Here is a 13,603-nt window from a genome sequence, read left to right as displayed (position 1 = left end):
TCGAGCGGGACGACGGTGCCGACTCTAGGACGACTCCCGGTCGGCCACCCGCGTCTCCAGGGACCACAGACAGCTGGTCGTGGTGGCGGTGACGTCGGCGAGGAAGCGCTCGACCGTGGCCATCTCGCCGGCGCCGAAGCCGCGCGCGGCGCCGTCGGTACAAGCGCCGAGCAGGGCGTCGAACTCGAGGGCGACGTCGGCTCCGGCCGGCGTGGTCCGCAACCGCACGCGCCTCCGGTCGGACTCGTCGGGCTCCCGGACCACGTGGCCGGCACGCACCAGCCGGTCGACCAGCCCGGTGACGGCACCCGAGGTCAGCATCAGCCCCTGGGAGAGGACGCCCGGGGTCACCGGCTCGTCCTGCTCCTCCCCGCTCCGGACGGCGAGCAGCGCCTCGACGTCGCTGGCGCGCAGGCTCTTGGTGCGGGCGAACACCTCCACCAGCCTGGTGGTGTCGGCGCCCAGGCGGTGCAGCAGCTCGCTCAGCTGCGCGGTACGGACCGGGCCGTCCGGCTCACGCCGGCGAGGGGCCGGCACCGTTGCGTGGTCGGCGCGGCCGGCCGTGCCCGCGCCGTCCCACCCGTCGCCGTCCGGGAGCTCCGGTCCGCGAGCCGGATCCGCCTCACGGATCACCTGAGGTTCTCCCGGAGCACCTCCATGACCGCCGGAACCGCCTGGCGCACCGCGAGGTGCAGCCGCGCGAGGGTGGTGCCCTCGTTGCCGAACAGCACCAGGACCCCGTGCCCGGGCAGCTCCTGCACGGCCACGCAGCCGCGGGCCCCGTCGACCACGGTCGCGACCGTGTCACCCAACGTCAGCAGGTGCGCGAAGCGGATCGCGACACCGGCCGCCGCGGCGGCAAGGGCGGCGACCGCCTCGGGCTGATAGGCCGCCGGCTGGGGGGCACCGCCCCGGAGCTCGGCGGCGACGAGCATGCCGTCGGCCGTACAGACCACCGCCCCCGACACCCCGATGGCGTCGTCGAGGATCCGGCGGAGGACGGCGCGCAGGGGTTCCACCGGGGCCGCCGGACCGAGCAGGTCGTGGACCGGACCGCTCGTCACGACCGCGTCCCCGGGCCGGCGCTCCGTGCCTCGGAAACCGTGTCCCCGGCCGCGGCCGTGACCGGGCGGGCCCGCCGCCGGGCGAGGAGCGACACCACCCGCCGTTCGGGCGGCCGGATCGACGGCGGCCCGATCGTGCCGATCGCACGCTGCCCGGGGACGGTCACCGGCGGCGTGACCGGGCGTTCCGGCTCCGGCGTGGCGCACACGTCGAGCTCGAGTACACCCGCACCCGCTCCGTAGAGCGCGTCCACCACGACGCCGAAGACCGGGCGGTCGACCAGGAACGCGATGTCGCGGAGGGTCAGCCCGCCGTCGGCGAGCCCGCACACCGCCTCCTCCCCGGCAGTCAACAGAGCCCGTACGCGCGACCCGACCAACCGCGGGCGGGTCTCCTCCGGCGGCACCGCGCGCCCCGATCGGGCCACCACCGCCAGCCTCCGCCGCACCTCGGGCAGCGCCCGACCCAGGGCCAGACCGGGGCCGGGGAGGTCGTCCGGTGGCCCGGCCTCCGCGCGCACGGCGCGCACCCGACCCGCCGCCATCACATAGAGGGCGTCAGCGACCGCGGCGGCCGCCAGGGACGTGGCCGTCCGGCCGGGCCGCCGTCCCGGCGACGGGCTCGCGAGCGGGGTGCCGGACGTCCACACCCCGACGATTCGGTCCCCGTGGAGGCGGACGAGGCCGCCCGGGCGCCCCCCGACGTGTACCGCCCACGGCCCCCTCGGGGTGTCGGCGGCGCAGGCTGCGAGCGTCCCCTCGACCGTCGCCCAGTCCACCGTCGCCCAGTCCACCGTCGCCCGGTCCACCGTCGCCCGGTCCACCGTCGCCCGGTCCGGGACCTCGTCCACACGCGCCACGTGCCCGTCCGTCGACACCTCTCGCACCCCCTCCCGACGACCGGCCGGCGCCCGTCGCCCTTCTTCCCGAAAAGTGGCCCGACATCTCCTCGACCGTCGTTCCCGTGCGGTTGTCGGAGCCACCGAAACAGTCGGACCACACTCTACGACAAGGCCTCCGAATTCCCGTCGGGAGGCCCGCTCCGGCCATTTACGAGAGCCGTCGTCGTGCTAACGTCGCGCCGTCCGGAAATTCTCCCGACCACACACCCGAGGACACCGATGAACATGGAGACCGCGCTCAAGAGCGCCATGGAGATCGACGGCGCCGTGGGCGTCGCACTGGTCGACTACGAGAGCGGCATGGCGCTGGGGGCGATGGGGGGCGGACGGCACCTCGACCTGGAGCTCGCGGCGGCCGGCAACACCGAGGTGGTGCGCGCCAAGATGCGCACCGTGGCCTCGCTCCAGCTCGGTGACGAGATCGAGGACATCCTCATCACGCTGGGCAAACAGTACCACCTGATCCGCCTCCTCACCTCCGACCGCAGTGGCTCGCTGTTCCTCTACCTGGCCCTTGACCGAGGGCGCGCGAACCTCGCCCTGGCCCGCCACGAACTGCGCCGGCTCGCGGCGCAGCTCACCGTCTGAGCGGTCGCGGCGGCCGCCCGAGCGGCCGTCGCGACCCCGGCCGCCCTCAGCGCGACGCGATTCCGTGCCCCCGCGCCGCGGGCCTTCCGCGATGCGCACCCGGCACTTCCCCGCCGTTCTCCGGATACCGCGCCCGAAGGAATGGCGCAACCCGCTCCATCGCTTTTCCCTCACCCGCCGAGAATGTCTCCGGACGAGCAATTCCGATCCGTACGAGCGTGTATCCGCACACCACCGCCTCCGTGATCCCGCAGCCGGCGACCGGCGCCAGGGAACGCGGCGTCGCCGCCATTCCGAGCGCCGCCACGAAACGCCATCGGAGGCCGCTCAGGGTGACCTGCCGGGGCGCGATCCGGACCACCTTGGCGAGCCGGGTCTCCGGACCGAGCACCGGAGCCAGCGTCGTCAGCAGGGCCCGCCGCCGCGTGGCCTCCGCGACGACCCGCCGCGCATCCGTCCAGCGGCCCGCCATCGTGCCCTCCCCGGACCGGCCCTCCGGACGCTGCGCGGCGCGCCAAGGATCCGTGGTCCATCCCTGCGCCGCTCCCAGGGTCTCTCGCGGCGCGAACGCGGTCCGGGCGTCGGCGCGCCCGAGGAGCTCGGACACCGCATCGAGCAACGACTCCCGGAGGATCCGCTCCCGGGTCGCGGCGGACGGTGCCGGCGGAGCGCGCCCGCCCGCGAGGCCGGACCTCGGCTCGGCCGCCGACCCGGTCACGCCCGGGGAGACCGGACCGGCCGCGGCGCACGCGATCTCCGCCGGACCCGGTACCGGCCCCGCAATCGCGGCGGTGAGCCGGCCGGCGACGAGTGCGATGCCCTCGACCGCGCCCTCGTCCGCGCTCTCCACGAGGCGCTCCGCGGGCCCGGCCGCCGCATCGACCGGGTCCTCACCCTCTCCGGCCGACCGCCGCGAGAAGTACAGGACGCCGGTCGCGCCGGCCTGGGCGAGCGCCAGCAGCTCGTCGGCCGCGGGTGCGCGCGACCGGTTCGGATCAGCATGCACCGCGCACTCCCGCATCCCGGAGCTCGCGGAGCGCAACCGCGAGCCGGCACCGGGACCGGTCCAGCGTCACCACGAGCAGGCGCGTCTCGTCCGGGGCGGGCTCCAGCACCCGGACGAGGTGCAGGTGCCGCGCCGTCGTCACGACGACGTCCTCGACCTCGGCCTCGACGGCGAGCTGCGCGTCCATCACGGTGAGGACGTGCATCAGATCGGCCGCACCGGCGGCGAGTGCACCGAGGTCCTCGGTGCCGGACGGCGGGCGAGAGTCGAGCACGGTTCCGGACCCCGGATCCACGAGGCAGGCGGCGAGGAACCCCTCGGCGCGGGCCACGGCGGCCAGGGCCGCACCGCCGAGGCCGGTCCCGCCCCGGACGGTCGGGGCGTCGGACGAGCCGGGCTCTCGTCCCGGCAGGGTCTCCCCGTTCGCGGCGGCCGTGTCCTCGCCGGCCTGGCGGTGCGTTCCCATGGTGTTCCGGGGTGTGGTCAGAGTCCGGAGAGCGCGGTGAGGAGCCTGCGCATCGTCGGCACGTCGGGGGTCTCGAAGGGACGTCCCTCGGGGTCGAGGGCCGGCAGGCCCGGGAGGTCGAGGTGCGGGCCGGGGCTCGCCCCGGGTTCGCGGCGGGGTAGCGCGTGCGGGAGCGGCACCGGGCCCGCCGACACCCCGTGCCGGGACTGCGGGGTGCGGGGCTGCGGGGTGCAGGGCTGCGCGTTGCGAGGCTCTGCGGTGCGGGGCTCAGGGGTGCGGGGTTCTGCGGTGCGGAGCTCTGCGGTGCGGGGCTCTGCGGTGCGGGGCTCTGCGGTGCGGGGCTCTGCGGTGCGGGGCGCCGGCACGAGAGCCCCGCTGCGCGGTCCCGACCCGCGGTCGGGCACCACGCGGGTGGTTGTTCCTCTCCCACTCGCGCGCACGCCGTCCGCGAGGACACAGACGCCCGACTCGAGGAGGGGCACCACGGCGACGACAGCCTCGTGCACAGCCTGGCCGGCGCTCCGCGCCAGTGCCGCGACGGTCTTCGGCCGATCCAGGCGCGCGGCGAGCGCCCAGCCCACTCGGCCGAGGGTGATCGGACCGTGGACCGTGCCCGGCTCGACCACGGTGGCGGGCACGACGCCGTGAGCCGCTGCCGCCGCCGTCGCCGCGAGCAGGGCCACCGCTCGGTCCGTCGCGGTCCGCAGGTCCAGCCCCACCGGCATCCCCACCCGGTCCACCGTCGACGACGACCAGGTCGTGACCGTGCCCTCCGCGAGCCCGCCGGCGAGCGCGGCCAGGGCGTCGACGGTCACCGAGTCGACCACCGCGGCCAGGACGGTGGGGTCGACGGCGCCGGCCGACACCAGGGCCGCACCCACGGGCAAGCCCGTGTCCAGCGCCTCCTGCCACACCGGCGCCGGCAGCACCTCACCGTTCACCAGGCGCTCACCGAGCGACGGGACCGCCTCGGTCTCCGCGAAGGAGATCCGCCCGCCCGCCAGGTGCACCGTCACCGGCACGGTGGCGCCGCCCGCAACGCGGAGCGTGCCCCCGGGCCCGCCCACGGCGGCGAACAGTTCGGCGAGGGCCTCCCGGACGTCCCGCCGCGCCGTCATTGCGCGTCGAGCCCGCGCATGACGTGGCGCGCCTGAGCGAAGAGCATGCCGAGATTGACCTCGCGACGGCAGACGACCGCAGCGACGATCTCCGGGCTCGACCGGCTCCGCAGGAAGAGGTGGGCGAGGGTGTCACTGTGGGTGAGGATCTCCTGGAACCAGTGCACCTCGGCCTCGACGCCCAGAGCCAGCCGGCGCTCGTGCCAGAGCGACTCGATCTGGGTGACGGTGCGCCCACGGAAGAGGTCCGCCGTGGCCGCGGCCAGGATGTCGAGGATCTCCCGCGGATGGTCGTCCACCGTGTCCGCGTCGAGGAGCATGCCGGTCGACAGGTCCACGACCGCCGAGGCGAGGTACTCGGGCACCTCGGCACGAAAAGACTTCAGCGTGGTATCGACGACCTGGGTCAGATTCACGGGGACCTCGAATTGTCTCGCGCGGCGGACTGGGGAGCGTTCCGCACGGCCAACGACAGTTTCACCACACCCCACCTCCGCAGTCAAGACGGCACATCGAGAAATCGGTGCGCATTTCTTCTCGTCGCTCGACAGAATGAGCAACTGAACCTTTCATCGACTGAGAGGTTCGCGGAACCCGACCGAGCGGGGCGACCCCGGAACCCGCATCGCGCGGCCCCGACTAGTGCGGTGACCGCATAGGTTCACCGGGTCATGCGGCGGCGGGTCTGCCCCAGCGGCGGTGGTGTTCGCTGCGGACTCGGGCGCGTTCGCGGCGTTGGGCCGCGAGGACGTCGGGATGACGGGCGTTGGCGTTGCGCCAGCGCAGACAGGCCTGCAGTCGCCGGGCGGGTGTCGGGGTTCGATGCGCCCATCACGAAGTTGCGCAGGGGCCCGAACTGGGCCTCGATCGGGTTGGCCCAGGACGCGTAGGTCGGGGTGAAGCACCGCTCGACGTTGTGGGCGCGCGCCCAGGCGCGGATCTTCGGGGTCTTGTTCGCCGAGAGGTCGTCCACGATGACGCAGAACGGTGCGCCGTCCGGACACGCCGCCCGGACGCTCCGCCCGGACGCTCCCCGGGCGCGGCCAGGGTGTGATCGCCGCCCTTGCGACGCCGGTCACGCCCCACAGCTGGTCGTCGCCGAGGCTGTAGCAGCCGTGGAAGTAGCGGATGCCGTGCGTGCGGGTGTAGGTCGCCGGCAGACGGTACGGTCTCGACTCCCGCGCCCAGGTCGACCCGTGGCAGGGCCGGATCGATAGCGGCCCGACCTGGTCGAAGGCGAAGCAGCGGTCCGGGAATCGGCTGGTCACCTCCTCGGCCCGGTCGCGCTTGGTGTTCTTGCCCGGGCGGGTGCTGGCCGGCGCGACGACGAACGCGATGTCGGTGTCACTGATCAGGCGGGGACGGCCTCCCGCCCACTGAGGGTCCAGCGCGGCCAGGCCCTTCTCGTCGAACGCGTGGATCACATCGCGCACGGTGTCCTCGTCCCCGGCGACCAGCCGGGCGATCGCCGGGACCGGAGGCCCCGGCGACGAGGCCATGATGATCGTCGCTCGCCGGACCCGGATCGGGTTGCCCCGTCCGCAGCCCACGATCTGGGTCAGCCGCCGACCTTCCTCATCGGTCAACCGTCGCGCTCGTAGCCCACAACCTGGTCAAGATCGCCGCCCTCGCCGCCTGATCGAGCGCCGAACAGAGATCAACGCCCTCTCCGCGGCAGCGGCCCCCATCGCCCATCAGCGAGACGAGGCCTTCTTCAGGTCGAAGTAGCTAGAGCTGTTCCCCCGCAGTTCGCGCCTGCGGGGAGAGCAGGTAAGCGGTGAGGGCCGTCGCCAACTCGTCGAAGACCCGGTCGATGATCGCGAGCTCGTCCGGAGCGAGCGAGGTCAGGACGCCCGACGCGTGGTTCCCCAGGGTGCCCAGGAGTTCGGCGGTCACCTCGCGACCCGCCTCCCGGCAGGCCAGCCGGACCCGACGGCGGTCCGCCCCGTCGGGGTGGCGGCGGACGTGCCCGGCACGGACGAGCCGGTCGACGATGCCGGTGATCGCGCCCGTGGTCAGCCGCAGGGCCTGCGCGAGGTCGCCGGGCGTCGCCGCGTCGCCGCCGGACTCGGCGGCAGCGATGACGAGGAGCGCGTGGAGCTCGGTGGAACGCATCCGCCGCCGCCGGGCGATCACCTCGATCACCCGCTCGACACCGGCGCCGAGCAGGTGCACGCGCGCCCCCAACGCGGCAACCGCGTCGTCGCGCACCCGCAGCGTCGTCTTGCGATCATGGGCGTGGACGATCCGGGCGGCCCGTTGCTCGGGAGCACGCTCGGCACAGGAGGTGTCGCTCAACCGCGCCCACCGTCCATACGCGACCCGGCGTCGTCTCGCATTTCCCGTCCTCCTCGCGGCACCGTTCCACTCACCCATCAGGATCCTCACACAGCCGCCGGAGAAGGGCGCGTCGCCGGTTTCCGTGAATGCAGGGAAGGCTGTTATCGCCACGATAAGGAAGGGGATGATCACTTGCGGTGAGCCACGTCGTGCGCCCAGCGCAGCCGCTCGCGCACGGTCCGTACAGGGGCCGAACGGCGTTCCCGACACCCCTCGGACGCGATTCCGTTGTGGACCAGCGGTATCCTCTCCGGTGCGGCCCGAAAGGACGGGCCCGGTCCCCCACGTCGTCATCCGCCGCGCGGCCGCCCGGATTTCGTCGGCGTGAAAGTGGTCACGGAGCGCGTCCGGGGCAACGGTCCTCGTCCCTGCGGCCCTCGCCGACCCCGCACGTGATCCACGGCCGGACCAGGACGGTCGCCATCCGACCGCTCCTGTCCAGGGCCGGCGATCGCGCGCGAGGGCGAGACGGCGCCGAGGGCGTGCCGCGCCCGGTCCTCCCCGATGCGGTGCCCGCGTCCCGCCACGCCGCCGCCCGGTGGGTGCGAGGGAGTGCGCCGTCCACCGCGACCGGGTCACTCCCGGAAACCGTGGACGACGGCCGCCATGTCCTCGTCGGTGTGTCCCTGCGCGGCGGAGGCGGCGAAGCGGTCGTGGGCGGCCCGCATCACCGCGTCCGCCACGCCGGAGGAGGCGAGCGCCTCGGCGATCAGGGCGGTGTCCTTGACCGCGCCGCCGAGGGTGAACGCGGGCGGGAACTCGTCGGCGATCATCGCCTTGCCCTTGACCTGTGCGTAGCCGCAATCGAGCGGGCCGCCGGAGATCGAGTCGAGCCACAGCTGCGGGTCGACGCCCAGCGCCTGTGCCAGCGCGACGGCCTGCCCGGTCGCGGTGACGAGGGACAACACCCAGGAGTTCGCCACCAGCTTCAGCCGGTGCCCGTCGCCGGGCTTCTCGCCGACCCACACGGTGCGCGAGCCGACGGCGTCGAACACCGGCGCGACCGCCTCGCGGACCTCCTCCGGTCCGCCGGCCAGGACCACGAGCTGTCCGGCCTCGGCGGGCTGGCGGGTGCCGAGCACGGGTGCGTCGACGAAGGCGACGCCGTGCTCGCGGGCGAGCGCGGCCAGCCGCTCGGTGCCGTCGAGCCCGACGGTCGCCGTCTGCACCCAGACCGCCCGGTCCTTCGCCGCGGGGAGGGCCCGCGCCATCACGTCGGCGACCGAGTCGGCGTCGAACAGCATCGTGACGATCACGTCCGCCCCGGAGACGGCGTCGGCGGGGTCCTCCGCGACCCGGGCGCCCGTGTCGGCGAGCGGGCGGGCCTTCTCGGTGGTGCGGTTCCAGACGGTGGTGTCCAGCCCGGCCTTCGCGAGATTGGTGGCCATCCCGGCTCCCATGATCCCCGTTCCCAGCACGGTCACTGCGGTCATTCGGTCCTCCCCGGTCCTTCGGTCAGGGGGCGAGCACGCGCCACGAGTGCGGCGGGAGCACCAGCGCGTCCTCCGGCGTGCCGCCCTCGGCGTCCTCCAGCGTCTGCCCCGCGAGCTCCGCGGGGAAACGCCGGGGCTCGTCGTCGACCGAGAGGAGGGTCACCAGCTCCCCGCCCTCCCCGCGGGACCGCACCGCCATCGTGGTGTTGGTGAGGTGCTCGACGGTCGTGCGGGCGCGGACCAGCCAGGGGTGCCGGCGGCGCAGCCCGATCAGCCGCTGGTGCATCTCCTGCACCGGGGCGCCGAACGGGGCGAGCCCCTCGGGGGTGTCCGGGAAGGGCGGGCGCACCGCGTCGTCGCCGAACTCGCGCTCCTCCTTCACCCCGGTGAAGGCCTGTTCGTCCCCCGCGTACACGCTCGGCACCCCGCCGACGGTCATCAGCACCGCCACCGCGTGCCCGATGTGCTCCTGCCGGTCGAGCCGGCTCGCCAGCCGGGTGACGTCGTGGTTGCCGACGAACGTCGCGGGCGCGAACGCCTCCACCATGGTCGAGTGCCGCTCCAGCGCGTGGGCGAGCTCGAACAGGTTGCGGTCGTTCAGCGCGCTCCAGATCGCCTTCCACAGCTCGTACTGGGTGACCGAGTCCAGCCCCGACCCGGCGACGATCGCGGCGTAGTCGCCGTGGATGACCTCGCCGACGAACCAGGCCTCGGGGAACTCCCGGCGAACGTCCGGCAGGACGGCCCGCCAGAACGACGTCGGCACCTCGTACGCGGCGTCGAGGCGCCAGCCGTCCGCCCCGCGGTCGAGCCAGTGCCGCAGCACGGCGGAGACGTGGTCGCGTACCGCGGGCTCGTCGTGGTTCAGCGCCACCAGCCGGCCGTGCCCCTCGAAGGTCGCGGGCCCACCGTCCTCCCAGCGGAACCAGCGGCGGGCCTCGGCGTCGCCCTGCTCCGCGGCCCGGAACCGCTCGAACCCCCGCCCGACGTGGTTGAACACCCCGTCGAGCAGCAGCCGCACCCCGCGGGAGCGCGCGGCCGCGACCAGCGCGTCGAAGTCGCGGTCGTCGCCGAGGCGGGCGTCGATGCGGAAGTGGTCCACGGTGTCGTAGCCGTGGGTCTCGGAGGCGAAGACCGGGCCCAGCGCCAGACCCGAACAGCCGAGCTCGACGAGGTGGTCGAGCCACGGCTCGAACCGGCCGAGGCGGTGCGCGGGCGGGCTGCCCGGTGGCAGCGCGTCGCGCTCGGCACCGAGGAACCCGAGCGGGTACGCGTGCCACCAGATCGCGTGGTCGATCCACCGGTCGTGCATGCGGCCAGCCTTCCCCACCGCGGCGGAACCCGCTGGGCCGGGCGGCCGCGGGAACCTACGGTCGGGGCATGACCGGCATCGCGACGTTCACCCTGGCCGCCCTCGACACCCGGGACCCGCTGGGCCTCGCCCGGTTCTACTCCGCGCTGACCGGCTGGCCGATCCGGGCGGGTGACGAGGCGCCCGGGGGTCACTGGGTGCAGCTCGACGCCGGCGGCGGTGCCACGATCGCCTGCCAGCTCGCGCCCGGGCACACCCCGCCGGACTGGCCCGGCGACGACCGGCCGCAGCAGGTGCACCTCGACTTCGACGTGCCGGACCTCGACGAGGGCGAGACCCGGGTCCTCGCCCTCGGCGCCCGCAAGCACGAGGTGCAGCCCGGGGGGACCGCGTTCCGGGTGTACCTCGACCCGGCGGGGCACCCGTTCTGCCTGGTGCGCAACCCCTGACCGGCGCGGCGCGGGTCCGCGCATGAGCTGGGCCCGCGGGTCGCGGGCCCGTCACCGTCCGGCGCCACTCCTCCGGCACGGCCACGTCGCCCGGGTCTCCGTGATCGCCCGCTCGGTCGTCACAGCTCCTGACGGCGTACAAGCGGTCCGGTGCCGCGCGCCGCCACGGTGATCAGCGCGGGCCGGGATGGTGCCGGACGGGGCCGACGCGCAGATACGGTGTGGGCGGCGGGGTGTGCCGGCGAACCCGGACCGGGATGCCACGGCCGCCGGCGGGGCGGGTCTCGGGGCGGGTCTCGGGGCGGGTCTCGGGGCGGCGCTGATGCTCGGAGGGCCGATCAGCGAGCTGATCGCGCACGCGGCGATAGGCGGCGATGACGGCCGCGAGCCGGTCGCGGTCAGGGTGCGGCGCATCGGGGTGGCAGTCCCGTACGGCGCGTCGGTAGGCGGCCGTGACCTCCGCGGCGGTGGCGTCGGCGGTCAGCCCGAGCACGGTGTACGGCTCGGGTGGGTCATGCGGCTGTCCGGTGTTCATCCGTCCGGTCTTCGTTGCTGTCCGGTGTTCGTTGCTGTCCGGTGTTCGTAGCTGTCCGGTGTTCGTTGCTGTCCGGAACTCGTTGCTGTCCGGTGTTCACTGCGGCTGCGGGGTGGTGGCGTCTGCTCGCTCGTCGTGGTGCGGTGACGGTGCGCGAGCGTGGCCCCGCCCGGGCGTCCGTCCGCCCGGGCGGGGTCGAGCCCGGTCGGGCCCGCGTGCTCAGGCGTTGATCTGCTCAGCCTCGCTCCGCCGCTGACGGCGATCGGGCGGGGCTCGGCCCGCTCGGCGTTCTTCCGATCGCAGCGTTCTCCTGACCGTGCGTGCTCCTGATCGGTGCGTGCTCCTGATCGGTGCGTGCTCCTGAGCACGGACGACGTCCGGCGTCGGAGGGGAACGCTGCCGGCCCCCACCCCGCACCGCCCGCGCCACCTCCGTCGACCGGGCAGCGGCAGCCTCGCGGTCCGGGACGCGGCGGTCCGCTCGACGCGGCCCTGCGGCGGCCGGTCGCGGCCTGGGGAGACGCGGTGGGGGGAGACGCGGCGGGGGGACGCACGCAGAAAGGCCTTCGAAGTTCGCGGCCATGATCGCGTCGAACTCGGCGCGCAGCCAGGCCCGATCCGTGCAGACCAGCTCGACGAACTCGCTGGTCACTCTCGCGTGACTGGTGTTCGGCATGGTCGATTCACTCCCCGGCGACGTCATCGTCGGTACCAGGTCATGTTCCGCGTCCTGCTCATATCTATAGCTGTAGGTGGAGTTTCTGTCAAGCAAATGAGGGAGTCTTCCCTCTGCCGCCGGGGCCGGATCGACGCCGTGGTGTACGCGGTGGTGTTCGTGTCGTGGCCGGCGGTCCGAGTCCGCGGAGGGCATGGAGGACGGCCGCGCTCCGCCCGCCAGGACAGCCGGACCGCCCCGGGTGGGACCGGGAGAGCGGAGCTCGCGCCCCGAGCGCCGGACCCATACCGCCGAAACGTGGAACCGCCGGGCGCCGAGTGCAAGGGTGCGGCGAACGTCGGCTGCTCGGGACGGCAGGGGGAACGGATGCTCGCGCTCGTCGTCATCATGCTGATCCTGCTCGGGTGGGCGCTGGTCGCCGGCCGCCTCGCCCGGTTCAGCGTCACGATGCCCTTCGCGATGCTCGCCGCCGGGATCGTCCTCACCGCGGGCCCGGACCCGGTGTTCGTCTTCGACATCGAGTTCGAGTCCGCCGAGCACGTCGTGGAGGGGATCCTGGCGATCCTGCTGTTCACCGACGCGACGGAGGTCCCGGGCGGGATCCTCGGGCGCCAGCCCCGGCTCACCCTGCGCCTGCTCCTGATCGCCCTCCCCCTGTCGCTCGCGCTCGCCTGGCTCGCCGGCGCCGTGCTCCTCGGCGGGGCCGGTGTGTGGCTGCTCCTGGTGCTGGCCACCGTCGTGATGCCGGTCGACCTCGCACCGGCCATCGCCGTCGTCCGCGACCGGCGGATCCCCGAACGGCTGCGCCAGGTCGTGAACGCGGAGAGCGGGCTCAACGACGGCCTGGTCGCGCCGGTCTTCCTGTTCGCCCTGGCCGGCGCGACCGCGGCCGGCGGCGACGGGCTGACCGAGGCCGCGGCCAACGCGCTGCCGTCGATGGTGATCGCCATCGCGGTGGGAGCGCTGGTCGGCGTCGTGGCCGCCCGCGTCCTGCGCCGGGCGCTCGACCGCGGCTGGACCCAGCCGTCCGCCCTGCGGATCGGCGTGCTCGCCCTCCCCCTGCTGGCCTACGGGGGCGCGGCCGTCTTCGGTGCGAACGGCTTCGTCGCGGCGTTCGTCGCCGGGGTGTTCTTCGAGCCGGAGGCGCGCCGGCTGCCGCCGGGGACACTGCACCTCGTCGAGGACGTGGGCACCCTGCTCTCGCTGGCGTTGTGGTTCATCTTCGGCGCGCTCGTCAACCAGACCCTCGCACGCGGCGCGATCACCTGGCAGGTCGTGCTGTACGCCCTCGTGGCGTTGACGCTGGCCCGGATGCTGCCGGTCGCCGTGTCGCTGGTCCGCACGGACGTCGGGCGCCGGGACCGGCTGGTCCTGGGCTGGGCGGGGCCGCGCGGCATCGCCACCCTGGTGTTCGGGATGCTCGCGTTCATCGACCTGCCCGCGGGGCCGCAGCAGGAGCTCGTCCTCGCGGTCGCCGTGGTCACGATCGTCGCCAGCATCGTGATCCACGGCCTGTCGACCGGGCTGGTGGCCCGCTCCTACGGCCGCACCGTCACCCCCGCCGGGACGGACGAGGTGGGCGGGGCGAGCGAGCTCCCCGAGTCCGCCCCGCGCGGCGGGCCGGGCCCCGCCGCCGCACCGGCCGGCCGGGTCCGCGACCGGGGCCGGGGCCGGGGCCGGGGCCGGTGGCGGCGGTGACCGGCCGCCACCGGCGA

General features: G+C 74.4%; 15 protein-coding genes. 3 read left to right on the top strand and 12 right to left on the bottom strand.

Annotation, left to right across the window (positions count from 1 at the left end):
• Window positions 1-24: 24 nt before the first annotated feature.
• The 3 genes from ACL02T_RS02805 to ACL02T_RS02795 are packed head-to-tail and all read right to left on the bottom strand — an operon-like array spanning window position 25 to window position 1,924.
• Window positions 25-633 carry a MarR family winged helix-turn-helix transcriptional regulator gene (locus ACL02T_RS02805; protein ID WP_412829029.1) on the bottom strand — a complete coding sequence of 203 codons (609 nt, stop codon included), beginning with the start codon at window positions 631-633 and terminating at the stop codon, window positions 25-27.
• A complete protein-coding gene (locus tag ACL02T_RS02800) occupies window positions 630-1,064 on the bottom strand; it encodes a roadblock/LC7 domain-containing protein (RefSeq protein WP_412829028.1) in 435 nt (144 codons plus the stop codon). The genes ACL02T_RS02805 and ACL02T_RS02800 overlap by 4 nt, the downstream gene beginning before the upstream one ends.
• Window positions 1,061-1,924 carry a hypothetical protein gene (locus ACL02T_RS02795; protein ID WP_412829027.1) on the bottom strand — a complete coding sequence of 288 codons (864 nt, stop codon included), beginning with the start codon at window positions 1,922-1,924 and terminating at the stop codon, window positions 1,061-1,063. Before ACL02T_RS02795 ends, ACL02T_RS02800 begins: the two co-directional genes overlap by 4 nt.
• Before the next feature lie 261 nt (window positions 1,925-2,185).
• On the opposite strand from ACL02T_RS02795, the gene ACL02T_RS02790 reads away from it, so the two are divergent.
• A complete protein-coding gene (locus ACL02T_RS02790; RefSeq protein ID WP_412829026.1) occupies window positions 2,186-2,554 on the top strand; it encodes a hypothetical protein in 369 nt (122 codons plus the stop codon).
• A 46-nt stretch (window positions 2,555-2,600) separates the two neighbouring features.
• Here ACL02T_RS02790 and ACL02T_RS02785 read toward each other — a convergent pair whose 3' ends face one another.
• From ACL02T_RS02785 to ACL02T_RS02745, 8 genes are all read right to left on the bottom strand, one after another.
• Complete coding sequence (locus ACL02T_RS02785) at window positions 2,601-3,560, bottom strand: hypothetical protein (protein WP_412829025.1); 960 nt, start codon at window positions 3,558-3,560, stop codon at window positions 2,601-2,603.
• A complete protein-coding gene (locus tag ACL02T_RS02780) occupies window positions 3,550-4,026 on the bottom strand; it encodes a hypothetical protein (RefSeq protein ID WP_412829024.1) in 477 nt (158 codons plus the stop codon). Before ACL02T_RS02780 ends, ACL02T_RS02785 begins: the two co-directional genes overlap by 11 nt.
• Before the next feature lie 17 nt (window positions 4,027-4,043).
• Window positions 4,044-5,144 carry a hypothetical protein gene (locus tag ACL02T_RS02775; protein ID WP_412829023.1) on the bottom strand — a complete coding sequence of 367 codons (1,101 nt, stop codon included), beginning with the start codon at window positions 5,142-5,144 and terminating at the stop codon, window positions 4,044-4,046.
• On the bottom strand, window positions 5,141-5,560 hold the full coding sequence (locus ACL02T_RS02770) for a hypothetical protein (RefSeq protein ID WP_412829022.1): 420 nt from the start codon (window positions 5,558-5,560) through the stop codon (window positions 5,141-5,143). The genes ACL02T_RS02775 and ACL02T_RS02770 overlap by 4 nt, the downstream gene beginning before the upstream one ends.
• A gap of 153 nt (window positions 5,561-5,713) precedes the next feature.
• Entirely contained in the window at window positions 5,714-6,730 is a 1,017-nt protein-coding gene (locus ACL02T_RS35130; protein WP_503129079.1) for a helix-turn-helix domain-containing protein, read from the bottom strand.
• Between the two features lie 142 nt (window positions 6,731-6,872).
• Window positions 6,873-7,442, bottom strand: a complete 570-nt coding sequence (locus ACL02T_RS02755; protein WP_412829021.1) for a MarR family winged helix-turn-helix transcriptional regulator — start codon at window positions 7,440-7,442, stop codon at window positions 6,873-6,875.
• A 617-nt stretch (window positions 7,443-8,059) separates the two neighbouring features.
• On the bottom strand, window positions 8,060-8,917 hold the full coding sequence (locus ACL02T_RS02750) for an NAD(P)-dependent oxidoreductase (protein ID WP_412829020.1): 858 nt from the start codon (window positions 8,915-8,917) through the stop codon (window positions 8,060-8,062).
• Between the two features lie 22 nt (window positions 8,918-8,939).
• Window positions 8,940-10,229 (bottom strand): alpha-amylase family glycosyl hydrolase, encoded by a 1,290-nt coding sequence (locus tag ACL02T_RS02745; protein ID WP_412829019.1) that lies wholly within the window; start codon window positions 10,227-10,229, stop codon window positions 8,940-8,942.
• 68 nt (window positions 10,230-10,297) lie between these two features.
• Between ACL02T_RS02745 and ACL02T_RS02740 the strand changes: the two genes are divergently transcribed.
• Entirely contained in the window at window positions 10,298-10,678 is a 381-nt protein-coding gene (locus tag ACL02T_RS02740; RefSeq protein WP_412829018.1) for a VOC family protein, read from the top strand.
• A gap of 172 nt (window positions 10,679-10,850) precedes the next feature.
• Here ACL02T_RS02740 and ACL02T_RS02735 read toward each other — a convergent pair whose 3' ends face one another.
• On the bottom strand, window positions 10,851-11,213 hold the full coding sequence (locus tag ACL02T_RS02735) for a J domain-containing protein (protein ID WP_412829017.1): 363 nt from the start codon (window positions 11,211-11,213) through the stop codon (window positions 10,851-10,853).
• Between the two features lie 972 nt (window positions 11,214-12,185).
• On the opposite strand from ACL02T_RS02735, the gene ACL02T_RS02730 reads away from it, so the two are divergent.
• Window positions 12,186-13,586 carry a cation:proton antiporter gene (locus ACL02T_RS02730; protein WP_412829016.1) on the top strand — a complete coding sequence of 467 codons (1,401 nt, stop codon included), beginning with the start codon at window positions 12,186-12,188 and terminating at the stop codon, window positions 13,584-13,586.
• Window positions 13,587-13,603 lie beyond the last annotated feature (17 nt).

Source organism: Pseudonocardia oceanicola, from assembly GCF_047200735.1.
GTDB lineage: Bacteria > Actinomycetota > Actinomycetes > Mycobacteriales > Pseudonocardiaceae > Pseudonocardia.
This window is presented reverse-complemented; position numbering and strand designations above follow the sequence as displayed.